Below are 26080 nucleotides of genomic sequence, written 5' to 3' on the forward strand. Positions count from 1 at the left end.
TGGAGGAAGATTTAAAAATGAAAAAACGCGTAATTTTAGGGACATTAGTCGCTGCAACGTTATTAATGACTGCTTGTGGAAACAGCGAAGCAACTACGAAAAGTGAGAGCAAAGGTGGAAGTAATGCTTTAGTCGTTTCAACTTTCGGATTAAGTGAAGATATTGTCAAAAAAGACATTATCGCTCCGTTTGAAAAAGAGAATGAAGCGAAAGTTACCTTAGAAGTAGGCAATAGCGCAGACCGCTTTACGAAATTAAAAAATAATCCCAATGCGGGAATTGATGTCATTGAATTAGCACAAGCAAATGCAGCACAAGGTGGAAAAGAAGGGTTATTTGAAAAAATTACAGAAAAAGAAGTACCTAATTTAAGTCAGTTAACACCAGGAGCAAAAGAGGTTTTTGAAAGTGGTGCTGGCGTACCAATCGCTGTAAACAGTATCGGGATTGTTTACAACAAAGAAAAATTAGGCAAAGAAATTAAAAACTGGGATGACTTATGGTCAGCTGATTTGAAAGGTAAAATTTCTGTTCCAGACGTTGCCACGACGGCAGGTCCTTTAATGTTATACGTTGCCAGTGAACATGCTGGTCAAGATATTACAAAAGATAACGGGAAGGCCGCTTTTGAAGCGATGAAAGAATTAAAACCAAACGTTGTTAAAACGTATTCAAAATCGTCAGACTTAGCTAATATGTTCCAATCTGGTGAAATTGAAGCAGCTGTGGTTGCTGATTTTGCGGTTGATATTATTCAAGGCGCAGCAGAAAACGTGACGTATATCGTTCCAGAAAGCGGCACGTATGCCAACTATAATACAGTCAATATTCCTAAAAAAGCACAAAACAAAGAAACCGCCTTTAAATTTGTTAACGCACGGATTAGTGAAGAATCACAAAAGGCCAAAGCGATTTCATTAAATGAAGGACCTACAAATCAACAAGTAACGCTAAGCGAAAAAGAAGCGAAAAATAAAACATATGGTGCCATTGCCGAACGTGCCAAAACAGTCGATTTTAATTTTATTAATAGTCAACTAGCGGATTGGATTGATCAATGGAACCGGACGATGAATCAATAGTTTTAGAAAAGAGGGACAAAATGAACGTCGATGTATTACTAAAAAATGTGTGGCTGTATCAAACAGTCACTCAAACATTCGTTCAACGAAATGTTGCGATTAAAAATGATAAATTTTATTACATTTATGAAGAAGAGAACGTCAATTTGCAGCCCAAAAAAACAATTAATGCCGAGAATCAATGGATGATTCCCGGCTTAATTGATGCACACATGCATATTGAAAGTTCCATGACGACACCTACTATTTTTTCCAAAGCAGTAGTGCGTTACGGTGTGACAACGGTGATTGCCGATGCCCATGAAATGGCTAACGTATTTGGCTTAGAAGGCTTAAAAGCTTTTATGGCCGCTGAAACAGAACTAGATATCTTTCACGCAATTCCTTCCTCGGTTCCTTCGACCACTCCCGAATTAGAAACAACTGGTGGGATTATCGGCTTAGCAGAAGTAGCAGAATTACTCAAAGAGCCAAAAGTGATTTGTTTAGGGGAAGCCATGAATTTTAAAGGGATTTCCTATGAGCCAGATTCTTTAATTCGTCAAATTATCGATTTGTGCCAAAAACAACGACCAACTATGCCTTTAGAAGGCCACTGCCCTAAAATCGAAGATCAAGAGTTAGCAGATTTTCTATATAGTGGTATCACTTCAGATCATACCCATCAATTTCCTAAAACGTTAAAAGAAAAAATTGAAGCGGGCGTCTTTATTCAATTTCAAAATAAATCAATCACTCCTGAAAACATTCAGGTGATAGTAGACAATGACTTCTACAATTATGCAAGTATTATCACGGATGACGTGATGGCTGATGATTTGCTAAAAGGTCATCTAAATGAAAATGTCAAAAAAGCCGTTCAAGCAGGGTTGCCTATCGAAAAAGCCATTTATATGACAACTTATACGCCGGCCAAACGAATGGGTCTCCATGATCGTGGCGAAATTGCACCTGGTAAAAAAGCTGACTTTTTGTTATTAAATGACTTAGAAAGTTTTGATATTAATACGGTTTATAAATCTGGAAAGGTCGTTTTTGAAAAAGGCGAGCCCTTCCATTATCCAGAAAAAATCGAAGAGTTTCCAGCCGCTTACCAACAAACCATCCAATGTAAAAAGTTAACAGAAGAAGATTTACTTTTAAAGGTGGCTACAACAAAAGAAACAGTTCGTTGTAATGTGATTCAAAAACAAGAAATTGGCACATTTACAGAACGAATTACAAAAGAAATTCCTGTTGAAAATGGATTGTTGCAATGGAAAAAAGCCAACTGCGCCTTATTAATTGTGATGGAACGTTACGGAAAAAATGGTAATATTTCTTTTTCTTTAATGGATCAACCCCTTTCCGAGAAAGGAGCCATTGCGACAACCTGGGCCCATGATCATCATAATTTAATGGTGATGGGTAATACGATTGAGGATATTCTGTTAGCGCAGAATGAATTATTAGCGATGCAAGGCGGCTATTTGGTTGCTTCGGATCAGCAAGTGATGGCAACTTGTCCTTTACCAATTGGTGGGATTTTATCGCAAGCACCGATTGAACAATTAGGCGCTTCTTTACAAAAAGTTCGACAAGCTATGCAAGCGTTAGGCTATCAAAATATGAATGAAATCATGTCCTTTTCCACACTATCATTGCCTGTCTCGCCAGCCATTAAAGTGACAGATTTTGGGATGATGGATACGAAGTCACAACGTTTCTATCCATTAGTTTTTCCAGAGGATGGAGTCTTTTTGTATGAAAACACTCATTAAAAATGTGCATATACTAACAATGGATGAGCAATTTTCAGAAATCAAAGCCGGCTATTTAGTGATTGAAGAAGACACAATTGTGGAATTAGCGCCAATGACCACACTTGATGAAAAGCGAATGGCTGCAAATCAAGTAATCGATGGTCAAAATGGAATTTTAATGCCTGGGATGATTAACACCCATACCCATGTAGGCATGATTCCGTTTCGTTCGTTAGGAGACGATGTGCCAGATCGACTCCGGCGTTTTCTTTTTCCATTAGAACAATTCATGACAAAAGAATTAGTAGGATGCAGTAGTGATTATGCAATTGCCGAAATGTTACTGAGTGGTATTACGAGCTTTTGTGATATGTATTATTTTGAAGATGAAATTGCTAAAAGTTGTGAAAAAATGAGTGTTCGTGCTTTGCTCGGAGAGACGATCATTGATATGCCCACTTGTGATAGTCCGGAGCCTTCAGGCGGTCTTTTTTACGCGGAAACCTTTATTCGCAAGTGGCAAGGCCATCCGTTGATTACGCCTATACTTGCGCCACATGCACCGAATACCAACTCACCAGAAGTGTTGGCAAAAATTATTGAACTTAGTCGGCGATACCAAGTTCCTGTGACCATGCACGTTGCTGAAATGACTTATGAAATGGCTGAGTTTGAAAAAGCCTATCAAAAAACACCAATTGCTTTCTTAGAAGAACTGGGTTATTTGAGCGAGCCGTTTATTTTAGCGCATTGTATTTTGGCAACAGATGAAGATCTTGCGAGTTTAGCTGCGACTAATGGAAAAGCGCGTGTCGCTCATTGTATCGGTGCGAATACTAAATCAGCCAAAGGCGTAGCGCCGATTAAGCAAATGCTTGATCAAGGGATTATTGTCGGTTTAGGCACGGATGGACCTAGTAGTGGGAATACATTAGATTTATTCACCCAAATGCGCATGGTTGCGAATTTTCATAAGACAGCACACCAAGATCGCTCTTTGTTTCCTGCTAAAGAAATTGTTTATCTGGCAACGATGGGGGGCGCTAAAACGTTAGGCTTGGCGGAGCAAGTCGGCTCATTGGAAGTGGGCAAAAAAGCGGATATAACATTAATTGAAACGCAATCAGTTAATATGTTTCCGATTTTTGATGCCTATTCAGCGTTGGTCTATTCAGCAAATGCTAGCAATGTTGAAGCCGTTTGGGTGAACGGTCAACAGTTAGTTGCCAATAAAGAATTACAACAAGCTAATCTCAAAGAAATCAAGGAAAAATTATATCAGGCCATGAATACGTTTGTGAAAGAAGCTAAAAAAAGAGCTGCTCTCTAAACAGAACAAGTAGGACGTATCGGATTGATTAAATAACGCTGGATTGACGTTTAGTGATTCAGGTTCTAATAGAGCGCAGACAAACTTTTAATGAAAGAGTTGTCTGTGTTCTTTTTTGTTATAAACATTTTTCTTTTTCTATATATATTTTTAAGGTAAGTTGTATTATAGTAAGTTTGAGAAGATGAGAATGAGAGGAAAAGCAATGAATATACAACGGTTTATAGAAAAACGCAAAGCACGTGGTTTGTCGCAAAGTGAATTGGCTAAAGGGATTTGTACGCAAGTTACGGTTAGTCGCTTTGAAAAGAATGGTCAAGTCCCAACTTTAAAAATATTGATCCAACTATGTAATCGTTTAGAGCTACCTTTGGGGGAACTCTTCCCGCGCGTAGGGATTAAACAACCTGAAATTCTTGAAAAAATGGAAGAAGCAGAATTCTTCTTGATTACCAGCGAACATGACCAATTGCAAACAATTTTAAAAAATATTCCTTTTGATGAAATCAAAGATTCCCAACTGTTATTAGAATATTATTATTTACAAGGCTTTGTCATGATTTTTCAAAATGCTTCGTTGATGGATTGCTTATTTACCTTTGAAAAACTTCTGTTTGAAGAGCAAAAATACACGAGCGATATTTACCGTTTGTTAGCTTTTACTGGAATTGGCATGGCCTATGCCAAAGAAGGCGAAATTGAGAAAGCCGAATTTTATTTCAATAAGGTCTTCAAGGAAATTTATCTCTATACTATTCAATCAATGGAAGATACTTGGCGAGTATTAAATGTTGTCTTTCACTGTGGTGTTTTTTATGCAGAAAAAGGCGATTTAGAAACAAGTGATGCTTTGTTAGAGTATGCGATTTCCATCTGTTCTGATAATCACGTCACGTATTACTTGGCAAGAGCAGCTTTCCAACTTGCGAAAAATGCCTTAGCTGAAGAAAAGCCGCAAGAGCAAATTTTAGAACTACTACAAGATGCCCGCGCGTATGCAAAAATCAATAAAAACCGCATCTTGTTGGAAGCAATTCAAACATTGAAAGAAACAATTTTATCTAAGGAGAATTAGTTTATATAGAAAATTATATATTTATTTTAAAAATATAATAAAAAAAGCGTTTTTTAAAAGAGTTAAAGACACGTTACGACCTTAAATGAAAATTTTAAGGTCGTTATTTTATATAAAAAAATATATAAACGACTTGACTGGCATCAAATAAAGGCGTATGATTCATTTGTGAATAAATGTGAAATAAAACACAATCTTTCGTGGAGAGGAAGTCTTGAGGTGCAACAAAGTCAAACTATTTATTTGATGGGCACAGTAATAGATGTATTTGTAGACCATGAAGAACCTGAAAAAATTCTAGAAGAAGTGCATCAACGATTGATCACTTATGAACAACGCTTTAGTGCAAATGATTCAACTTCGGAACTGATGGCTGTCAATCAACAAGCTGGGCAAAAACCAGTCAGCGTTCATCCAGAGTTGTATCAATTAATTGCATTAGGGAAAAAGCATAGTTGTGATCCAGCTAGTCATTTGAATGTTACCATTGGCCCACTAGTTCAAACGTGGCGAATCGGTTTTAAAGATGCCCGTGTCCCGTCAGAAAAGGAGATTAAAGCCTGTTTGAAAAAAATTAATCCAGAAAAGATTCACTTAAATCCATTAAAACAAACGGTTTTTTTGGAAGAAGAAGGAATGAAATTAGATCTGGGGGCTTTAGCAAAAGGCTATATCGCTGATTTACTAATTGCCTATTTGAAAGAAGTCCATGTGACGTCTGCTTTGATTAATCTGGGCGGCAATATTGTGACGTTGGGGCCCTCTACGCATCAAAACAAAAAATGGCGAATTGGTATTCGCAATCCGCAAGAATCCAGAGAAACAATCAGCTTACTTGTCGAAGTGGCTAATCAATCGGTTGTGACGTCGGGCATTTATGAAAGAAGTTTAACCGAAGCTGGGCGAGTCTATCACCATCTGTTGGATCCGACAACCGGTTACCCATTGGAAACTGAAATGGCCAGCATCACAATTATCTCGGATGCTTCAGTGGATGGTGAGATTTGGACAACGCGTTTATTTGGTTATCCAATTCCAGAAGCGCTTGAAATCCTCAATCAACTAGATGGGATTGAAGGAGTCATCATTACACAAGACCAGCAAATTTTATATAGCAGTGGGTTAGCAGATACTCTTCACATTATCCATTCATAGAACCGAAAAAGAAAGGACAGCTCATTATGAAAAAAATTATCGGCTTAGTAGGAACGAACTCAGAGCAATCAACCAATCGTCAACTTTTGCAATTTATGCAACACTATTTTGCGCAGGAGGCTGACATTGAACTAGTTGAAATTGTTGACTTTCCTATGTTTAACAAGTCAGAAGACAAAGTTTTACCAGAAATAGTTAAAACGGTTGCTGAGAAAATTGAAGCAGCAGATGGCGTCATTATCAGTACGCCTGAATATGACCATGCGGTGCCGGCTTCTTTGATGAATGCCCTAAGTTGGTTATCTTACGGGATTTTTCCGTTTGTTGATAAACCAGTTATGATTACTGGTGCATCCTATGGTACGTTAGGTTCCTCTAGAGCACAAGCGCATCTGCGTCAAATTTTAGATGCTCCTGAATTGAAAGCACGAATTATGCCAAGCTCTGAATTTCTATTAGCGCATTCCTTACAAGCTTTTGATGAAAACAATGCGTTAAAAGATTCAGAACAAATAGATAAACTAGCTGGTTTGTTTGCAGATTTTTGTGTATTTATTGAAATTACAGAACAGCTGAAACATGCGCATGCGCAAAATAAAAAAGAAGCAGAAAATTTCTCATGGGAAACGATTTAACGAAATGGAGTGAATAAAATGAAATTAATTGGGATCGTCGGATCAAACGCTGATTCTTCTTATAATCGGTTACTACTGCAATATATTGGCAAAGAGTTTTATAAAATGTTCGACTTGGAAATTTTAGAAATTAAAGATATTCCAATGTTTAATCAAAGTAAGGATCAAACGAACAGTGTCTTAATTCAGAATATGAATCGCAAAATTTTACAAGCAGACGGCGTAATTATTGCGACGCCCGAACATAACCATACCATTCCTGCCGGTTTGAAAAGTGTGTTAGAATGGTTATCTTTCAAAATTCATCCGCTGGAAAATAAACCAGTAATGATTGTTGGTTGCTCTTATTATGATCAAGGAACCTCGCGTGCGCAATTACATCTCCGTCAAATTCTTGATGCACCTGGTGTCAATGCAATCGTGATGCCTGGAAACGAGTTTTTATTAGGAAAAGCGAAAGAAGCATTTGATGAAAACGGCAACTTAATTGCGGAGGGAACACGTCAATTTTTAGAAAGCACATTACAAAAATTCGTGGAATTCATTGATGTGATTTCAAAATTAGAAGGGGCTAAGCCAAAAGACTTACCTGAAGATTTACATGCAAAAGGAACCATTGAAACAACGATCGAAGGGGTTGATATGGCAGCAGATGATTGGGTAGAACAAGCAGCAGAAGCGGTTCAGGCTGTGGAAGGCGACACATATGTAAAATTAGATCGAGGCATTTTAACCGTAGATCAGCTAAATTATTTCTTAAAATCAATGCCAATGGAATTGACTTATGCAGACAGTAACAATCAATTTTTATATTACAATAAAAAAATGGCTGCTGAAGAAATGTTTGCTAAACGGCAACCAGGACAAGTTGGTAATCCATTAGCGAATTGCCATCCGCCAAAAGCATTGAAAAATGTAGAATGGGTGATTCAACAATTACGGTCAGGAAAAACAGATGCTATTCGCGTTCATGTTCCAATGCACGGACCAGATACCTATGTAGTGCATAACTATCAAGCGATGTATGATGATAATGGAAATTACGCGGGAATTAATGAGTATATTTTAGACTTTAAACCAATTGTTGATTGGTATTTAAAACAAACTGGGCAAGAATTAGTCGGTGGAAAAAACGTCGATGCAGTCAGTGGTGCCTCCAAAAAAGAAGCGCCAGAAACGGCAGATAGTGTCTCAAGTGCATCAGTCCATGAAGAAGAGTCAGCGACCGAAAAGCCAACAGTTGACAGCGTTTCTAGCGCTTCAATTAAAGAGTAAAATAACAGCAAAAAATAGCGGCAACAAGTAGTCATACTGTATTCAGATTAGCAATGCCAAATGAGGACTTTTATTGACAGAAGCTGATACTTAAAAGAGTAAGAACTTTATAGGAAGATAGTATAGAAGACGAACCAAAAGTTTCAATCATTTTTGACGAATAGGCTAGAAAAGAAACAGAAAATTAGTCAAACAAATCAGCTTTTCTTTAAATTTAAAGTAAAAAAATAACAAAAAAAGCCTCCTTGGTGACGCAAGGGGGCTTTTTTTGGTTAAAATAATACTTTTCTATGAAGATTCCTAAATATTGAAAGAATCATTTTTAAATTTGTGGAAAAACTAAGCAAGATTGACACTCACGTCTTGTCAAAAAAATAGATACTTAAGGCGTGATAGTTTGGAGTTGAAAATGTGACTACTTTGTTAGATGAATTATTAGACCAAGAATTCCGAGATAAATTACTTATTTATCAAACTTTTATGAATAGTGAAGGTCCATTATTAAAAGAAGAATTTTATGGATATTTTGATTTATCCACTCAAAAGTTAGAATCGTTGTGCCGTCAAATAAATTATGAATGTACACAGATTTCTTCAAGGAGTCAAATTCTTTTTCCAGCTAAAGGACTGATTAGTGCGCAAAAATTATCGCAAATTGATTATCAAGCCTTAAGAAAATATTATTTTGATCAATCACTAATGGCCAAGTTGCTTCTTGATGTGGGTCTCTATCAAAAGCATACGATTCAAGAGTTTTCTCAAATTCATTTTATGAGCAAAAGCAAAATTTATGCCTTCTCGTATAAGCTAAATCTGATTTTAGCTAATTGGCGTATTAAATTAAAGTCAACAGGCTTGGTTGGAGAAGAGAAAAATATCCGAAGTTTTTGTTTTCAATGCTTGTATTATTTTTATGGAAGTAATCAAGAAAGGCTGCCTAACATTTTGCTGGAAAATAGTCCTGGCATTAAACGATTTATAAACGATTTACAACTGATGTATCAAAGAACGTTTAGTCTTAATCAAAGCGCACAACTATTTATTCTTTTAACGATCCAACGTTTTCGTGTATTTTCTGATCATGTAGTGGACTCTTTTACGGAAGTTCATGTGCCTAGCTGTTTACAGCATGCGTTTGAAAAAATTTATACAAGCGAAACCCCTCTTTTTAAAGAGGATTTTGGCAAAGAGACTTCATATATTTTTCTTTTTTTAAGTTTAAATGAATACATTGATAGTCCGATTGTTTTTCCAGATAAGTTAACCATGTTAGACGAATTTATTGATCATATGAATAGTGTTATTCCTTTCTTTGAAAAGCGAATTACGGTGGAAACAAAAGAAAAATTAAAGTTGATTTGTTATCGCTGGGACCGCCTATACTTTTCAGTGGCTGCATTTATTCCCGCCAAGCAGAGCAGTTTCTTTGAAGAGAGGTTTCCTCAAATTCATCGCGCCTTAGATGGTTTTATACAAAAGACAGAGTCGCTGCATCAAAAACGATTTTTAATGTATGAACGCGTGCATCTATATTATGATTTTATGTTTTGTTTGTTAAATGACCGGTCTTTTTGCGCAATTGAAAAAACGATTCATGTATTTGTTGATTTTTCTGGTGGGGAGGATTATAACCGCTTTATTGCAAAAATTATTGCTTCTTTCAATTATATGGATGTCATGATTGATCACAAATTAACCTTAGAAACCGATTTGTATTTGTCCGATTTTTATAGTTCGAAAGTACGGTGTCGTCAATTGACATGGCGTCATTTGCCGGAAACAAAAGATTGGCAAGTATTTGCTGAGGTGGTCAGAGAACTAAGAAAGGGAGAGACTCAGAAAAATGAGCACTATGAGAGAGACCCAATCAAGATGTGGCGAGAACAAGAATACGAAGGATAGTCAATTGAGACAAGCAGTTAACTATAATGACTTAACTGGTCAAAAGTTTGGTGAGTTGACAGTAGTAGCACCAACAGCAAAAAGAAAAGAAGGGCTGATTGTTTGGGCCTGTCGCTGTTCTTGTGGGAGCTATGCAGAAGCTTCAAGAAGACAACTAATTCGTGGGTATCGAACCAAATGTGCGCACCATCGCTATCAAACAATGTTGAAAAAAAACTATCATGAATTAGTCGTGGTACGGATCGAAAGTATTCAACAGACAATGAAAGCGTATTGTCTGTGTTCGTGCGGACAATCTTGCTGGGTTCGCTGTGAAAATTTGTTGAATGGCCATACCAAAAGTTGCGGTCATCGTAAAAAGAAGGATTACCGACAAAGAGTTGCTGGCGTAATTCCAGGGAAGTTACAAAGTAAACGCCCCAAAAATAATAGCAGTGGACACAAAGGGGTGAGCCAGACCGCTTCTGGGAAATGGCTGGCTTATATCTCTTTGAAAGGCAAGCGCCATAACTTAGGTATCTTTACGAAAAAAAGTGAAGCAATTTTAGCAAGAAAATTAGCAGAACGTCGTCTATTTCAACCAATTTTACAACAAGAAATAGTGACTATAAATAAGGAAGATTAGCAACAGAGAGGATGCGAAAGATGTTAGCAGGCTTATTTTCAGTAACTGGAATGATTTTATTGGGGATTTTATTTTGCTTAATTGGTTATCAAACGTTTCGAAAACATCATCATTAAGAGAAGAATGTTCTAGCTAGATAATTTCATCGACAGATGAAATTATCTAGCTTTTTTTATAAAAAAGCTAAGAAAAGGATAAGAGATTGTGGAAATTCTTTAGGTTGTTTAACAAAGCCTTAATTTCCTTTGTTTTAGATTGTGGTTAAGAAGATTTTTCTCTATACTAAGTCTTCGGAAATCAAAGAAAAGAAAGGAGCGAGTGATGTGGTTAAAAAAATTGGTTTAAGTATAATGCTCTTATTTTTTTTCTTAATTATCGCACTCCCAATCTATGCGTGGAAGATTGAGCCGAATTTAGTTCACGTTAATCAGGTGACTTTGGGAAAGAAAAATCAACGAGAACCATTGAATGTTGTGCAACTTTCGGATATACAAGTTTCAGAATTTTATGAGACGAAGCGGTTAGATAAAGTCATAAAAAAAGTCAATCGTGAAAAACCAGATATTATCGTTTTTACAGGTGATTTATTTGACAATTATGCCAAAAATCCGCAACAAAAAGAACCGATGATTGAAAAATTAAAACAGTTGCAAGCGACAATTGGGAAATATGCAGTTTGGGGAAATCATGATTACGGTGGCGGTGCTTCTGCGGTGTATGATGAAGTCATGGAGGCCAGTGGCTTTACCGTTATGAAAAACCAAGGAGAAACAGTAACCTTAGCAGATGGACGCCGTCTTTTTATTGGTGGTTTAGATGACTCGTTATTAGGAAATCCTTCCGTTTCAGAAACATTGTCCTATCGAGAAACGTATGACTATGCGTTATTAATGACCCATGAACCAGATGTCGCGGATGCATTTGTTGGTACGGGTACACAGTTAGTTTTAGCAGGACATAGCCATGGCGGACAAATTTGGATTCCTTTTTATCCAATCACAAATGTTTTAGCAGAAAAATATACCAGAGGATTGTATCAGTTGGACCAAGAAACGCAACTATATGTTAATACAGGCTTAGGAACGACCGCCATTCATGCCCGTCTTGGGGTGATCCCTGAAATTACACATTTTACTATCTATATTTAAAAAGTCTGGTCAATCCGACCAGACTTTTTTCTGTTATTTAACAGAATTATTTTTAAGAAAAAGATGTTCATATTTTGGTGAAACGTTTCTATAAAATGCTTTAAAATATCTAGAAAAGAGTATTTTTATGGAAAAAGAAGCAGGGGAAATAATTTCTTTATAAATGGTCTATAGCGCTTTTTAATGCTGTTATTTTTAAATAAAACCACAATGTAAGGGTTTACAACCGTTTGGAGTGAATGTATAATCTGTTTGTAGAAACGTTTCACTAAAAAGAAAGGAACCCTGCTTATGAAAAAACTAAAAAAGTTTTATGATCAGCGGCAATTGCATTGGATGGTACTTCCGGGTGTAGCATTCATGATTGTCTTTAACTACATTCCAATTTATGGAATTATCATTGCTTTTAAAAATTATACGATTGTTGATACGGTTTCTTCTGCACCATGGGTTGGACTTGAAAATTTTCGAATCATTATGGAAGATAGTTTTTTTTGGGAAGCAGTTCGTAATACCTTAGCGATTAGTTTAATGAAACTTTTTTTAGGATTCGCTATTCCGATTATCTTAGCGGTAATGATTTTTGAAATGAGAGATGGACATTTAAAAAAAGTGATTCAGACAATTTCTTATATTCCGCACTTTTTTTCTTGGATCGTTTTAGGCGGGATGTTGATTTCGTGGCTTTCAACAAATGGCTTTATCAACCAAGTCATGATGTCGTTAGGCTTAATGAATCAGGGCGTCAATCATTTGTTAGATCCTGATAAGTATTGGTGGATTGCTGTTCTTTCTGATTTGTGGAAAGAAGTAGGTTGGGGCACGATTCTCTATCTTGCTGGCATGTCTCGCATTGATCCAACGTTTTATGAAGCGGCGAGAATTGATGGTGCTTCAAAATTAACACAAATCCGAACGATTACTTTGCCCTTATTAGCGCCGATTATTTCGTTGAACTTAATTCTAAATGTTAGCGGTTTATTGGGATCGAACTTAGATCAAACGTTGGTTTTAATGAATGCTCAAAACCAAAACAAATCAGAAGTAATTAATTCATTTGTTTATCGTATGGGGCTAACGCAAGGGGACTTTTCTTATGCGACGGCAGTTGGTTTAGGGATTTCTGTTATTTCAATTGTTTTATTAGTCATTACAGATCGCATTACTAGAAAAATGAACAATGGTCGGTCGGTTATTTTATAAAGGAGGCAACAGCTGTGATTAAAAGAAAATCAAAAGAAAACAAATGGTTTTACTTTTTCAATACGTTAATTCTTGTGTTGTTTTCTTTATTAATTATCGTGCCAATTTGGAATATTTTAGTTTCCTCAGTTTCGTCAAGTTCGGGTTTAGCCGGTAAAGGCTTGGTTTTATGGCCGAAAGGATTTACGCTAGAAAATTATCGGAAAGTTTTTTCGGATAGTAGCATTCCGCGAGCGTTTTTGATTTCTGTTTTAAAAACAGTCATCGGTGCGTCGACGCATACGCTGTTCTGTGCAATTGTCGCCTATGGACTTAGTAAATCTAGACTAGTCGGGCGTAACATTTATACAACGATGGGTGTCATTACAATGTACTTTGGTGGGGGCATGATTCCCACGTATCTTTTGATTAAGTCATTAGGACTCTTAGATACCTTCTGGGTATATATCATTCCAGCTTTATTTAGCTATTATGATGTAGTTATCTTAATGAACTTTTTCCGAGAAATTCCACCATCTTTAGAAGAATCCGCCAAAATAGACGGCGCCAGTGAGTTTCAAATTTTTTATAAAATCTTTTTACCTTTAACAAAACCGGCATTAGCCACCATTATTTTATTTAATGGGGTAGGTCAATGGAATGACTTTATGACCACGAAATTATATATTACCAAAGAATATCTGTATCCATTGCAGATGAAAATTTATGAAATTATTGTTCAATCAAACTTGAGTACCATGACAGAGAGCGGCAGTACAGATATGGTGGTGCAGGCAACGACACGTGGTGTTCAGCTGGCAACAATTGTCATTACAACGATACCAATTTTAATCATTTATCCATTACTACAAAAACACTTTATCGGCGGTATGATGGCCGGTGCAGTAAAAGAATAAAGAAAGTAGGGAACAATATGAAAAAAGTTTTAGGCGGTTTATTGGTGGCAACGGCGGTCGTTAGTTTAGCGGCATGTAGCGGTGGGGAAAAGAAAGCTAGCTCAGATGTCTCAATTAAGGATCGGTATGAATTAGATGAAAAGACGCCTGCTTGGAAGTTAGATAAGAAGAAAGAACCGACCAAGATTAAATGGTATATTAACTCAGATTGGACGGCGCTGCCTTTTGGAAAAGACGTGACCACTGCGCAGATTAAAAAAGACTTAAATGTGGATATTGAATTTATTTCCGGCGATGATTCAAAATTAAATGCCATGATTTCAAGTGGAGATATGCCTGATATTGTGACATTAACTGAAAAAACTGGACAAGCAGCATTGAAAGCAGATTCTTGGGCCTATTCTTTAAACGATTTAGCTAAAAAATATGACCCCTATTTAATGAAAGTTGTTAACCAAGATACGTTTAAATGGTATGCCTTAGAGGATGGAAAAACATATGGTTACCCTAATTACTCTAATACAAAAGCGGATTATGAAAGTGGAAATATCCCAGTAAATGATAATTTTGTTATTCGTGAAGATGTCTATAATGCATTAGGCAAGCCAGACGTTTCAACACCAGAAAATTTTGAAAAAGTCATGCAACAGATTAAAGAAAAATATCCTGAGATGACCCCAATGGGCTTCACCACAGTGGGCGATGGTGCAGGACCATTTTTAGACAAATTACAAGACTTCTTAGGTGTTCCTTTAGAGGATAAAAATGGTAAATACTATGATCGAAATTTAGATAAAGAATATTTAGAATGGTTAAAAACATTTAATGATGTTTACCGAGCAGGCAATATTAGTGATGATAGCTTCACAGATGATGGGGCAACGTTTGATGAAAAAGTGAAACAAGGAAATTATGCAACCATGCTCGTTGCTGGAACCAGTGGTCAAGGTGGAAACTTTACAGAATTTATGAAAAAATCTGGCACACGTTATATAGCCATTGATGGACCAAGTAGCACTTCTGGCCGAAAACCAACATTAAATCAAACCGGCATTTCAGGTTGGTTAAGTAATTACATTACGAAAGATGCGAAAGATCCAGCGAAAGTCACTCAACTATTCACATATTTAATTGATGAACCAGGACAAATTTTAACAAAATATGGCGTTGAAGGAGTTACTTATGCGTACAATGATCAAGGAAAAATTGATTATTTACCAGAAGTGAAAAAATTAGAACAAACAGACAATGATGCCTACAACAAAAAATATGGCATTAGTCGTTTCCTATACTTTAACAATGACCGTGTTAATAAACTAAAAGTGCCAATGGAAAGTGCTTTAACGCAAATGCAAGAATGGGGCAAAGGAAAATTGGTCCCACATTTCGTAATTGAAAATATTAATCCAGATGCAGGAACGCCGGAAGCTCGGGCGAATGAAGCGATTGAAACCAAACTAAATACAACCGTTATTTCAATGATTCGTGCGAAAGATGATAAAGCCTTTGACAAATCTTTAGAAGACTACAAAGCATTCTTAAAATCAAATAAATGGGATGCAATTGAAAAAATAAAATCTGAGAAAATGGCGGAAAACAGAGACAAACTTAAGTAAGAGAGGAGGAGAGAAAAGCGGATAAAGCAACGAGAAATCCGCTTTTCTCTTTTAATATGAATAAGCTATTTGCATATGAAGGTTGGTATTATCGGATTTTTTCTTTTATTGCCAACTTGATCATTATTAATTTTCTCTTTTTAATTACCTGTATAACAGGCATCTTTAGCGGTGTCGGCTTAATTGCGTTGTATCGAACGATCTATCGTTTTTATCGTGAAAAAGATATTCCTGTTTTGCGAACGTTTTGGACAGCATTAAAAAATAACATCATGCGAGGTTTTATTTTAACAGGTGTCTTGTTCGTTGCTTTTTTACTGGGCGGTATTGTCGTAACAAGTTTATTTAAAATAGCCACTAGTTTAGGTTTCTTAGCTATTTTTCTATTAAGTTTTGTTGCATTATTTTTGACGAGTTTTCTTTTTCTCTTTTCCGTTTTTAATTGGTCCGTTAAAAAGACACTAGGTGAGACGGTTTATGTGGTCTTAAGTAATAGTGCAAATGCGATTATTTTGTTTATTTTACCTCTTTTAACGTTTGTTTTTTTCTATAAGCTTAATTTGTTTTTATATATTGCGTTAGGATTCGGGACAACGGCTTTTCTTCAAGTAGCGTTTTTTCAGAAAGTGTTAGGTGTGGAACATGAATGAGTATTTTGAGTTTTGGGAAAAGACTAAGGAAGAACTTCAAAAAATACCGCTAGATATTCATCGGCGGGTCATTGACTATCCATTGGAAAATGTTCAAGTGGAACAGGTCGACTTTTTAAGTTTCCTAGGTGAGCGCATCTTTGGCTATTTGTTACTTCCTAAAACGGCGGGGAAACAGCCAATAGTGATTGATTGTTTAGGCTATATGAATCATATTCAAGAACCTTGGCAATTTGCTCATTGGACACAAATTGGTTGTGCTTGTTTTGTCATTGATAATCGAGGTCAAGGGGGATTAACCAAAGATCGCGTGCCATATCAAACAATTTGGCATGAAGCACCAATGGGACGAGGATTTCTAGACAAAGAAGATTGGTACCAACGCCGCTTGTTTGCCGACCATTTACGTAGCGTAGAAGTGGTGCGGACCTTTACTGAAATTAATCAGGACCAAATCATTCTTCGTGGTGGTTCCCAAGGGGGTGGCGTAGTGTTAATGGTGAACAGTTTAGTCGACTTCCCGATTTTAGCTACTTTTGCAGATGTTCCAAGTCATTCTTGTTTAGAAAATAGAGTAGCAGAAGGAACGGGTTCGTATCAAATTATTCATCAGTACTTACAAGAGCATCCTCAAGCGCATGAAAAAATTGCCGCGGTCCTTCCTTATTTTGATAGTCGTCACTTTGTTTCGCAAATTAAAAATCCAGTCTTTGCTTCTGTTGGGAGTCACGATCCGATATGTCCGATGAAAGATTTTTTCCCTTCTTATCATCAGATAAAGGCAAGAAAAGCAGTCAGAGTGTATTGGAAAAAAGGCCATGGTGGCGGTGAAACAACCCAGATCCGTCGTGAGATGCGTCAAATTCAACAACTATTGCAGGAGGTTAAAAATGAAAATAGCTACGTATAATGTCCGGGTAGATACAGAGTATGACCAAGATTGGCAATGGTCTTTTCGTAAAGAGGCTGTTTGTCAGTTAATCAATTTTCATGATTGGAGCCTTTGTTGTATTCAAGAAGTACGACCGAATCAAGTCAGGGATTTAAAGGCGTATACAACATTCACCTGTCTTTCTGCGGAAAGAGAAGGGAATGGTCAAGGAGAAGGACTAGCGATTCTCTATAACGAACAAAAAATTCAGGCTATTGATACAGGGTATTTTTGGTTATCTGAAACACCTCAGCAGCCAAGTATCCATCCTGAAGCTGGCTGTCCAAGAATTGCTTTGTGGGGACTATTTAAGGAAACGACTCAAAATACGCCTTTTTTAGTCATCAATGTTCACTTGGATCATATTTCAGCTCATGCTCGTTTAGCAGGAATGACCGTTATCTTAGAGGAGTTACATGACAAAATTGCACAGTATCCAACTTTATTAATGGGCGATTTTAATGCAGAGTCGGAGGAAGCGGTTCATCAACTTGTTCAAAAAAAATTTCAAGATAGCAAAAATTTAGCTACTCATTATGGCCCAAGAGGAACATTTCAAAATTTTACTTACACAAAACCTTGGGCGGAATTAGAAGAAATTGATTATATTTATGTAAAAGGTTGGCAAGTACAGCAAACCGCAAGTTTAACAGATAGTATCGATGGACGTTTTCCCTCCGACCATTTTCCTTTAGAAGCAGAAGTATGTATTGAAGAAAGGTGAGAGTATGAAAGAAAATCAACTGATTCAATTAGTCGAAGAAATGACGATTGATGAGAAAATTAATCAATTATTACAATTAGCAGCAGCGTTTTATTCAGATAAAGCAGAAGAAAAGACCGGCCCTATGTCAGAGCTAGGACTAAGTCAAGAAACGATTGATACGGCTGGGACAACACTGGGTGTTTCTGGTGCAAACGAAGCAAAACGTGTTCAAAAAGAATATATGCAAAATCATCGATTAAATATTCCAACACTTTTAATGGCGGATATTATTCATGGTTTCAGAACCATCTTTCCGATTCCTTTGGCTTTAGGAAGCACTTGGGATGAAGCAGCGGTTGAAAAAATGGCGGAGATTTCAGCAAAAGAAGCTGCTGTTTCAGGATTACATGTAACCTTTTCACCAATGGTTGATTTAGTGCGCGATCCACGTTGGGGACGTGTCATGGAGTCAACAGGTGAAGATCCATTACTCAACAGCCGCTTAGCTGCTGCAATGGTGAGAGGTTACCAAGGAGAAAATTTAAAAGAAGACAATTGGCGAGTAGCCGCGTGCGTGAAGCACTTTGCGGCATATGGTGGTGCCTTAGCTGGTCGGGATTATAATACGGTAGATATGTCTGAACGGCAGCTAAGAGAAATGTATTTACCTGGCTATAAAGCTGGATTAGATGCGGGTGCAAAACTTGTCATGACGTCCTTCAATACAGTGGATGGGATTCCTGCTACAGGCAACCAATGGCTGTTTAGAGACGTATTACGAAATGAATTTGGCTTTGAAGGAGTTGTGATTTCAGACTGGGGAGCGATTAAAGAATTAATTCCTCATGGCGTTGCCAAAGATGAAAAACAGGCAGCAGAATTGGCTATCAAGGCTGGTGTAGATATTGAAATGATGACCACGTGTTATCCAGATTATTTAAAAGAATTACTTGAAGAAGGCCGGATTGCTGAAACACTTATTGATGAAGCAGTTATGCGAATTTTAAAACTAAAAAATGAGCTAGGCCTATTTGAAAATCCCTATCGTGGTGCGGATGAACAAGCGGAAGCAGAAGTGATTTTAAGCAAAGAACATCGAGAAATAGCTAAAAAGATTGCTCAAAAATCAATGGTTCTTTTAAAAAATGAAAATATTTTGCCTTTTACGCCGCAAGAAAAAATCGCGCTTGTCGGCCCAGGGGCCCAATCACAAGATATTTTAGGGGCTTGGTCATGGCAAGGAAAGAAAGAAGAAGCCATTTCCCTCGTGGCTGGTGCCCAAAAATTAACTACAAATCTTCTAGTTGCCCAAGAACCCTTTGATTACTTTGAACCGACCGCGGCGGCCATTGAAGAGGCTTTAACGTTAGCTAGTCAAGCAGATAAAGTAGTAGTGGCACTAGGCGAAACAGATTGGATGAGTGGGGAAGCTGCCAGTCGCAGTGATATTCGTCTACCCGAAAAACAATTAGCAGTAGTGGCACAAATTATTGAGAAAAATCCCAATGTTGTTGTCACGGTCTACAGTGGTCGGCCCTTAGATTTACAAGGGATAGATGTTGCAAAAGGAATTGTGCAAGCTTGGCAACCTGGAACAGAAGGGGGCAATGCGCTAGCAGAAATTTTGTGGGGACAGTACAATCCAAGTGGTCGCTTAAGTATGTCGTTTCCAGAAACGGTTGGTCAAGTGCCAATTTTTTACAATGTCGACAATACTGGGCGTCCTTATGAGTCAGCACCAGAAGAAAAATATGTTTCTAAATATTTAGATGTCTCTAATTACGCTAAATATCCCTTTGGATTTGGCTTAAGTTATAGTCATTTCTCTTATCAACCAATTCAACTAAGTGCATTAACATTTACCAAAGAACAACCAGTCACGGTCTCTGTTTTAGTAAGAAATGACAGTCCAATCGCTGGAGAGGAAACCGTGCAATTTTATGTACGTGATTTGGTGGGACAAGTGGTTCGCCCAATTAAAGAGTTAAAAGATTTCCAAAAAGTTTGGCTGGAACCAAAGGAAGAAAAAGAAGTTCAGTTTCTTCTTTCAGAGGATATGGTGCGCTATGTTCATTCAGATAATCAGGTAACCAGTGATGCAGGTGAATTTATCGTAATGATTGGTGGAAATAGTCGCGATGTACAAACCGCAACAGTCACGTTAAATGAATAAGATGGGAAGGATAAGTTATGCAGATAAAGAAGCTTAAGCAAGCAGACACAGTTGCTACATTTCTAGAGACAGGTGATTTAAAAGAATTGAATAGCTGTGGCATGATGATTAATCAATTAGAAGGTAATCCTTTAGACGGCAGTATGAACCAACTCTATTTGCGGATAATTACAGGGGACACAATTAATTATCGACCAATGATTGGTTCCAACAGTCAAAGTGATTTTTATCTTTCAGATAATCAATTGACATGGCGGGGTGAATTTGAAGCGGTTCGTTACCAAGTTGACTTTCGTTTGGGGCCAAGCAATCAATGGTTCTGGCGGGTTAATGTCACTGGAACTGGCTTAGTAGATATTGTTTATGGTCAAGATATTGGCTTAGCGACAAAAGGAGCCGTTCAGTCAAATGAAGCGTATGTGTCGCAGTATCTTGATCATCACATTTGGCAAGAGGGCGAAGAGCTTGTTGTTTTATCAAGACAAAATCAACCGCAAAATGAGAAGTTTCCAGCCCTTATTCAAGGGAGTTTTCAAAAATTAGTAGGCTACTCAACGGACGGCTATCAATTTTTCGGACGTTCATTTAAACAAACAAACACACCAGAAGCATTGGGGAAAAGATATTTAGCAAATGAAGTCTATCAATATGAATTTGCTTACACCGCTTTACAAACGGAAGCCGTCCAATTAACGAATGAAAGTAAGGAATTTGTTTTTTATGGTGCGGTAACAGAAACACATCCGCAAGCATTAGCTGAACCTTTTTTATCGAAAGAAGCCTTACAAGCTATTTATGAAACTGTGACATTCGATTCATTAGAAGGAACACAGGACTATCCTCCGAAACTTTTAGGAGAACCTATCACAGGAAATCCATTAACAGAAGAAGAGTTGGCTGCACTTTATCCCCTTCAGACACAAATTGAAAAAGTAGCAGGTCAGACGTATTCCTTTTTCACGGAAAATTACCATCATGTTGTTCTTCAAGAAAAAGAAATTGCCATGGAAAGAGCGCATGGCCACATTTTATTAAGTGGTAAAGGTTTAACGGTTGACGAACCTTTGCTTAGTACGACAGTGTATATGTATGGCATTTTCAATTCACAAGTAGTTTTAGGAAATACGACCATGAACAAATTAATGAGTAATAGCCGAAACGCTTTAAACGTTATGAAACGCTCTGGTCAACGAATCTACATTTTAGAGAATGGCTTATGGCGCTTACTAACAATGCCTTCTGCTTTTGAAATGGGGTTGAACTCTGCTACGTGGTATTATAAGTTGCCAAAGGATACAATTCGTGTACGCACCTTCACTTCGCCTGATTCAAGAGTGATTCAATTGGAAGTGACCAGTCAAAAGGATGCATATATGTGGGCTGTTTCTAACCATTTGTTATTAGGACCGGAAGAAGTACCAACCTATCAATTAGAACAAGCTGGCAAAACGCTTCGAGTGACGGGAAATCATTCTGCTACAGAAAATTATTACCCAGAACTAACCTATGCATTGACAGTTGATAAATCATTTCAAGTAACCGATAGCACATTATTGGGTGGAGCTGAAGCAGACTTATTAGTCTTGGCAATCGAAAAGACCCAAAAATTTTCACTACTTATTACGGGCAGTACAGAGGACCAAGCATTAGTCAATACACCATTAGATTTTGAAAAAGCAGAAAGTCAATATTTAGCATTCATTAATGGCTTGTTGCATCATTTTGAGTTAACACACACAGACTCAAGTGTGCAGCAAATGAATCAATTAACTCGTTGGTATACTCATAATATGCTCGTTCATTATTTGTCGCCACATGGCTTAGAACAGTATGGTGGAGCAGCTTGGGGCACACGAGATGTGTCGCAAGGACCGACAGAATTTTTCTTTGCGACGCAACAGCCTAAGATCGTGGCCTCCATTATTCAGCATCTATTTGAAAATCAATTTGAGGACGATGGCAACTGGCCGCAATGGTTTATGTTTGACCGATACGAAGAACAAAAAGCCAGTGAAAGCCATGGCGATATTATCGTCTGGCCATTGAAAGTAGTGACTGATTATTTGGAACAAACCGCAGATGATTCAATCTTAGCTACGGAAATCCCTTATACAAGTCGCAAAGATAATCACAAAACAAAAGAAACAGCATCTTTATTTGAACATTTGAAAAAAGAAATAAATTATATTGAACAACATTTTTTACCAGAAACTTTTCTATCCTGTTACGGTGACGGCGATTGGGATGACACGTTACAACCTTATGATAATCGTCTTAAAGAGCAAATGGCTAGTAGTTGGACCGTTGCCTTAACGTATCAAGTATTGAAAAAATTTGCGGCTTTAATTACGGAAATCGATGCTACTTATAGTCAACACTTAGCAATTTTAGTCGCAGGAATAAAGAACGATTTTCAAAAATATATGTTGGCGGATGAAACGATTCCAGGGTTTATTTATATGGAAACGCCAGAAACTTTTGAACAAATGATTCACCCAAATGACCAAAAAACAGGGATTCAATATCGATTATTGCCAATGACTCGTAGTATGTTAGCTGAATTATTAACACCGGAACAAGTAAGTCATCATTTAGAAATTATTGAAAAAGAATTAACGTTTCCTGATGGCGTGCGTTTAATGAACAAACCAGCGAACTATCGAGGCGGTGTGAGCACTAATTTTAAACGAGCAGAACAGGCGGCTAATTTTGGTCGCGAAATTGGCTTACAGTATGTTCATGCGCACATTCGCTATACAGAAGCGATGGCGAAAATTGGTCAGCGAGACAAAACCTGGCAAGCATTAATGCAAATCAATCCAGTTCAATTAAAAGAAGGGGTTCACAATGCAGAGTTACGTCAAGCCAATGCCTATTTTAGTAGTTCCGATGGCGATTTTAAAACAAGGTATGAATCACAAGAAAATTTTGGTAAACTAAAAGATGGAAGTATTGGGGTAAAAGGTGGTTGGCGAATTTATTCAAGCGGGCCGGGAATTTATTTAAATCAATTAATTACAGCTGTTTTAGGGATTCGGCAAAAGGCCCAAAGTGTGGTTTTTGATCCCATGTTACCAGAAAAATTGTCTGGTTTAACACTAACTTACCAATTGTTTGATAAACCTGTCACATATAAATTTTATCCAAATCAGTCAGCGAAAATAGTTATCGATGGTCAAGAGGTTCCGTTTAAGTTTGAAGAAAACCCTTATCGAGAAGGGGGAATGGAAGTTCAAAAAGACGAGGTGCTTTCATTATTAAATGAAGCAAGTGTTATTGAAATTTACCATTAGAAAGGAGAGTAGTCCATGGTAGGAATTAAAGATATTGCAAAAAAAGCAGGCGTATCAATCTCGACCGTTTCTTACGCATTGAATGGTAGTTCAAAGGTAACTGAAGAAACACGAACGCGCATCCAAGCAATTGCTGAAGAGCTAAACTATGTTCCTAACATGGCCGCTCGCACATTAAAACGTCGTCAAACCAATATTATTGGTGTCTATTTGGCCGATTATGGCGGTAGTTTTTATGGTGAATTGTTGGAGGGAATTAAGAAAGGCTTAGCACTGTTTGATTATGAGATGATTGTCTGTAGCGGTAAAAAGTCACATCTTTTCATTCCTGAAAAAATGGTGGATGGGGCAATTATTTTAGATTGGACATTTCCAACAAAAGAAATTGAAAAGTTTGCTGAACGTGGCCATTCGATCGTTGTCCTTGATCGAACCACTGAACATAGGAATATCCGGCAAGTTCTCTTGGATAATCGTGGCGGTGCCACGCAGGCAATTGAGCAATTTGTCAATGTGGGTTCAAAAAAAGTTCTTCTGCTTTCTGGACCAGAAAAAGGTTATGATAGCCAAGAACGATTGGCTGTTAGTACACGAGAATTAACTCGTTTTGGGATACCTTATGAAATTATCCAAGGCGATTTTACCGAACCTTCTGGCTATGCGGCTGCTAAAAAAATTTTGAGTCAACCACAGACAGAACCAGTCGATGTTTTTGCTTTTAATGATGAAATGGCGATCGGTGTCTATAAATATGTTGCAGAAACAAATTACCAAATGGGGAAAGACATTCGGATTATTGGTTTTGATAATTCTGAACTAGGTGCGTTTGTGCAACCGCGATTAGCAACAATTGCCTATTCTAAACATCGATGGGGCATGGTGGCTGCAGAGAAAATTATTCATTTAATGCGGGGAGAACTTGCTGAGAGCGAACACATTTACACACGTTTTATAGAAGGAGAATCTTTTCCATCTGAATAATAAATAAAAAGTTTGGTCCAATGCTAGCTAAGCTAGCGGACCAAACTTTTTTCTGTAATGGTAATTTCTTCTGATGCAATGGGTTCATCCAGACTGAGAAGGCGATCTCTAAATTTAAAATGGACCGGCTTATTCTCATTAATAAATTCATACGGGTAAGCGCCTTGGATTGTTTCACCAGGATTGATTTCATCTGCTAAACGATCTAATTTGTCTTGGAAAGGTGAATCTGTTAAGACTGCATATTGTAAATTTTGGGCTTTTCCGTGGACAGTTTGACTAACTTCCATAAAACTTTGAATCATTAGCTGAATATTTTGTGTTTTTTCGGTTGTATTGGTTAATTCAAACAGGACATAAAACATTGGTTTGCCTTGATAATCTTTTCCTTTATGCAAGGCAGTTAAGGCTAAACGCCCATCTGGAACCAACAATGTTCGATTTTCATACGTCCCAATACTTGTCGCCAACACTTCATCAGGTGCGGGCGCACTTTGACTTGCTGGGCTGCCACTTACAGTTGAACAAGCACTTAATAAGGTACTTAGAACGAGTAAGCTCATTAAAATGTAGGGTTTCCTCATATAAAGTCCTCACTTTGGTTGATTGACTATGTAAAAAACAAATTGCTTGTATCTATATAAAAAAGAGTGCTACAAGCAATATTTTAATCGTAGTTCTAGTAAATAGCAATACTTTTATCAAAATTCATGTTTGGAAATATAATTTGAAAAATATTTTTAACTAGCAGAAAAACATTTCTAACAAAAAGTATTGGCTCAAAGTAAAGAGATCATTTTGTTAGAAATGAGAAATGGCAACATAAAAGTTTTCTATTTTTCTGCAATTAAGACAGTTTCAAAAGTGAATTCACTAGGAATATGATTCGCAATTGAGTATTCAAAAATATGTCCATTACCTAGGTAAGCAATTTGTTCTGCACGCATCAGGAAATCATTATCGGTTAAGTTTAAATATTTTTTTTCCAACGCAGAAGGACGGATCCCAGAAATGCTGACCCGCGCACTTTGAATTTTTTGATGCAATTGTTCCGAAATATATTGATAAATGGAGACTTTCAATTCTTTCATTGTCAAGTTCGGAATTAAAGCAACGGGCATCCAAGTGTATTCAATAATTGAGGGCACATCTTCGATAATCCGTAAACGAATAATTTTGTAGACTAACTCTTCTTCTGTAATACTTAATTTTTCAGTCACCCAAGGCTCAGGTACTTCTGTTGCAAAGCCTAAAACCACGGATTCAACTTTTCCATCGTAGGTTGAGTAAGTGCCGGTTAACGGAGAAAATTTAGTAATGGTTCGATTTTGAAAGTCTTGAACAAAGCTGCCCGAGCCACGTCGTCTGACAACATAACCTTCTTGCACAAGCAAATGTAAGGCTTTTGTAATGGTTAGTTCGCTGACTTGATATTTTTCTGCAAGAAGACGACCTTGGGGTAACTTTTGATTAATTGGATAAACACCTGCTTCAATATCCTGTTTTATAGCTGCATAAATTTCTTTATAACGTGTATTTGTCCGCATCAGAGTCCTCCTTTATCACCAGTATTTCTCTCATTATACCATGAATTTAACGTGTTAAAACTATATATTTATTTTTACCGTAACCACTTAATAATCAAGTGCTTAAATAAAAGTA

The 26080-nt window shown here is 37.3% G+C and carries 21 protein-coding genes; 19 read left to right on the plus strand and 2 right to left on the minus strand.

What is annotated here, in order from left to right; all coding sequences use genetic code 11:
* Positions 1 to 17: 17 nt before the first annotated feature.
* From IGJ37_RS04955 to IGJ37_RS05045, 19 genes are all read left to right on the plus strand, one after another.
* Positions 18 to 1082, plus strand: a complete 1065-nt coding sequence (locus IGJ37_RS04955; RefSeq protein ID WP_010819336.1) for an ABC transporter substrate-binding protein — start codon at positions 18 to 20, stop codon at positions 1080 to 1082.
* Positions 1058 to 2842: an adenine deaminase gene (locus IGJ37_RS04960; RefSeq protein WP_325814743.1), complete on the plus strand. Its 1785-nt coding sequence runs from the start codon at positions 1058 to 1060 to the stop codon at positions 2840 to 2842. The genes IGJ37_RS04955 and IGJ37_RS04960 overlap by 25 nt, the downstream gene beginning before the upstream one ends.
* Positions 2826 to 4154 (plus strand): amidohydrolase, encoded by a 1329-nt coding sequence (locus tag IGJ37_RS04965; RefSeq protein ID WP_002403222.1) that lies wholly within the window; start codon positions 2826 to 2828, stop codon positions 4152 to 4154. The genes IGJ37_RS04960 and IGJ37_RS04965 overlap by 17 nt, the downstream gene beginning before the upstream one ends.
* A gap of 184 nt (positions 4155 to 4338) precedes the next feature.
* Positions 4339 to 5229 carry a helix-turn-helix domain-containing protein gene (locus IGJ37_RS04970; RefSeq protein WP_002385979.1) on the plus strand — a complete coding sequence of 297 codons (891 nt, stop codon included), beginning with the start codon at positions 4339 to 4341 and terminating at the stop codon, positions 5227 to 5229.
* A 219-nt stretch (positions 5230 to 5448) separates the two neighbouring features.
* A complete protein-coding gene (locus IGJ37_RS04975) occupies positions 5449 to 6384 on the plus strand; it encodes an FAD:protein FMN transferase (protein ID WP_002413405.1) in 936 nt (311 codons plus the stop codon).
* Between the two features lie 26 nt (positions 6385 to 6410).
* A complete protein-coding gene (locus tag IGJ37_RS04980; protein WP_289853460.1) occupies positions 6411 to 7019 on the plus strand; it encodes an NADPH-dependent FMN reductase in 609 nt (202 codons plus the stop codon).
* 18 nt (positions 7020 to 7037) lie between these two features.
* Positions 7038 to 8294 (plus strand): NADPH-dependent oxidoreductase, encoded by a 1257-nt coding sequence (locus IGJ37_RS04985; protein ID WP_002360528.1) that lies wholly within the window; start codon positions 7038 to 7040, stop codon positions 8292 to 8294.
* Positions 8295 to 8705: 411 nt separating this feature from the next.
* Complete coding sequence (locus IGJ37_RS04990; RefSeq protein ID WP_325814744.1) at positions 8706 to 10196, plus strand: helix-turn-helix domain-containing protein; 1491 nt, start codon at positions 8706 to 8708, stop codon at positions 10194 to 10196.
* Positions 10147 to 10821 carry a hypothetical protein gene (locus tag IGJ37_RS04995; RefSeq protein WP_161970470.1) on the plus strand — a complete coding sequence of 225 codons (675 nt, stop codon included), beginning with the start codon at positions 10147 to 10149 and terminating at the stop codon, positions 10819 to 10821. Before IGJ37_RS04990 ends, IGJ37_RS04995 begins: the two co-directional genes overlap by 50 nt.
* A 257-nt stretch (positions 10822 to 11078) precedes the next feature.
* Positions 11079 to 11969: a metallophosphoesterase gene (locus IGJ37_RS05000; RefSeq protein WP_325814745.1), complete on the plus strand. Its 891-nt coding sequence runs from the start codon at positions 11079 to 11081 to the stop codon at positions 11967 to 11969.
* A 291-nt stretch (positions 11970 to 12260) separates the two neighbouring features.
* On the plus strand, positions 12261 to 13172 hold the full coding sequence (locus tag IGJ37_RS05005) for an ABC transporter permease (RefSeq protein WP_002382199.1): 912 nt from the start codon (positions 12261 to 12263) through the stop codon (positions 13170 to 13172).
* Positions 13173 to 13186: 14 nt separating this feature from the next.
* On the plus strand, positions 13187 to 14068 hold the full coding sequence (locus IGJ37_RS05010; RefSeq protein WP_002357901.1) for a carbohydrate ABC transporter permease: 882 nt from the start codon (positions 13187 to 13189) through the stop codon (positions 14066 to 14068).
* 17 nt (positions 14069 to 14085) lie between these two features.
* On the plus strand, positions 14086 to 15684 hold the full coding sequence (locus IGJ37_RS05015; protein ID WP_002357899.1) for an ABC transporter substrate-binding protein: 1599 nt from the start codon (positions 14086 to 14088) through the stop codon (positions 15682 to 15684).
* Between the two features lie 56 nt (positions 15685 to 15740).
* On the plus strand, positions 15741 to 16334 hold the full coding sequence (locus tag IGJ37_RS05020) for a DUF624 domain-containing protein (protein ID WP_325814746.1): 594 nt from the start codon (positions 15741 to 15743) through the stop codon (positions 16332 to 16334).
* Positions 16327 to 17244: an acetylxylan esterase gene (locus tag IGJ37_RS05025; RefSeq protein ID WP_002385975.1), complete on the plus strand. Its 918-nt coding sequence runs from the start codon at positions 16327 to 16329 to the stop codon at positions 17242 to 17244. The genes IGJ37_RS05020 and IGJ37_RS05025 overlap by 8 nt, the downstream gene beginning before the upstream one ends.
* Positions 17225 to 17989, plus strand: coding sequence for an endonuclease/exonuclease/phosphatase family protein (locus IGJ37_RS05030; protein WP_325814747.1), 765 nt, complete (start codon positions 17225 to 17227; stop codon positions 17987 to 17989). The genes IGJ37_RS05025 and IGJ37_RS05030 overlap by 20 nt, the downstream gene beginning before the upstream one ends.
* A gap of 4 nt (positions 17990 to 17993) precedes the next feature.
* Complete coding sequence (locus tag IGJ37_RS05035; protein ID WP_010710169.1) at positions 17994 to 20144, plus strand: glycoside hydrolase family 3 N-terminal domain-containing protein; 2151 nt, start codon at positions 17994 to 17996, stop codon at positions 20142 to 20144.
* Positions 20145 to 20161: 17 nt separating this feature from the next.
* Positions 20162 to 23437: a GH36-type glycosyl hydrolase domain-containing protein gene (locus IGJ37_RS05040; protein WP_325814749.1), complete on the plus strand. Its 3276-nt coding sequence runs from the start codon at positions 20162 to 20164 to the stop codon at positions 23435 to 23437.
* A gap of 15 nt (positions 23438 to 23452) precedes the next feature.
* A complete protein-coding gene (locus IGJ37_RS05045; protein ID WP_002357893.1) occupies positions 23453 to 24418 on the plus strand; it encodes a LacI family DNA-binding transcriptional regulator in 966 nt (321 codons plus the stop codon).
* 32 nt (positions 24419 to 24450) lie between these two features.
* Here the strand turns inward: IGJ37_RS05045 and IGJ37_RS05050 are convergent, their stop codons facing one another.
* On the minus strand, positions 24451 to 24981 hold the full coding sequence (locus IGJ37_RS05050; protein WP_002384665.1) for a DUF5067 domain-containing protein: 531 nt from the start codon (positions 24979 to 24981) through the stop codon (positions 24451 to 24453).
* 270 nt (positions 24982 to 25251) lie between these two features.
* Positions 25252 to 25965: a GntR family transcriptional regulator gene (locus IGJ37_RS05055; RefSeq protein ID WP_002366529.1), complete on the minus strand. Its 714-nt coding sequence runs from the start codon at positions 25963 to 25965 to the stop codon at positions 25252 to 25254.
* Positions 25966 to 26080 lie beyond the last annotated feature (115 nt).

This window comes from Enterococcus sp. AZ104 (assembly GCF_050546705.1).
GTDB classification, from domain to species: Bacteria; Bacillota; Bacilli; order Lactobacillales; family Enterococcaceae; genus Enterococcus; species Enterococcus faecalis.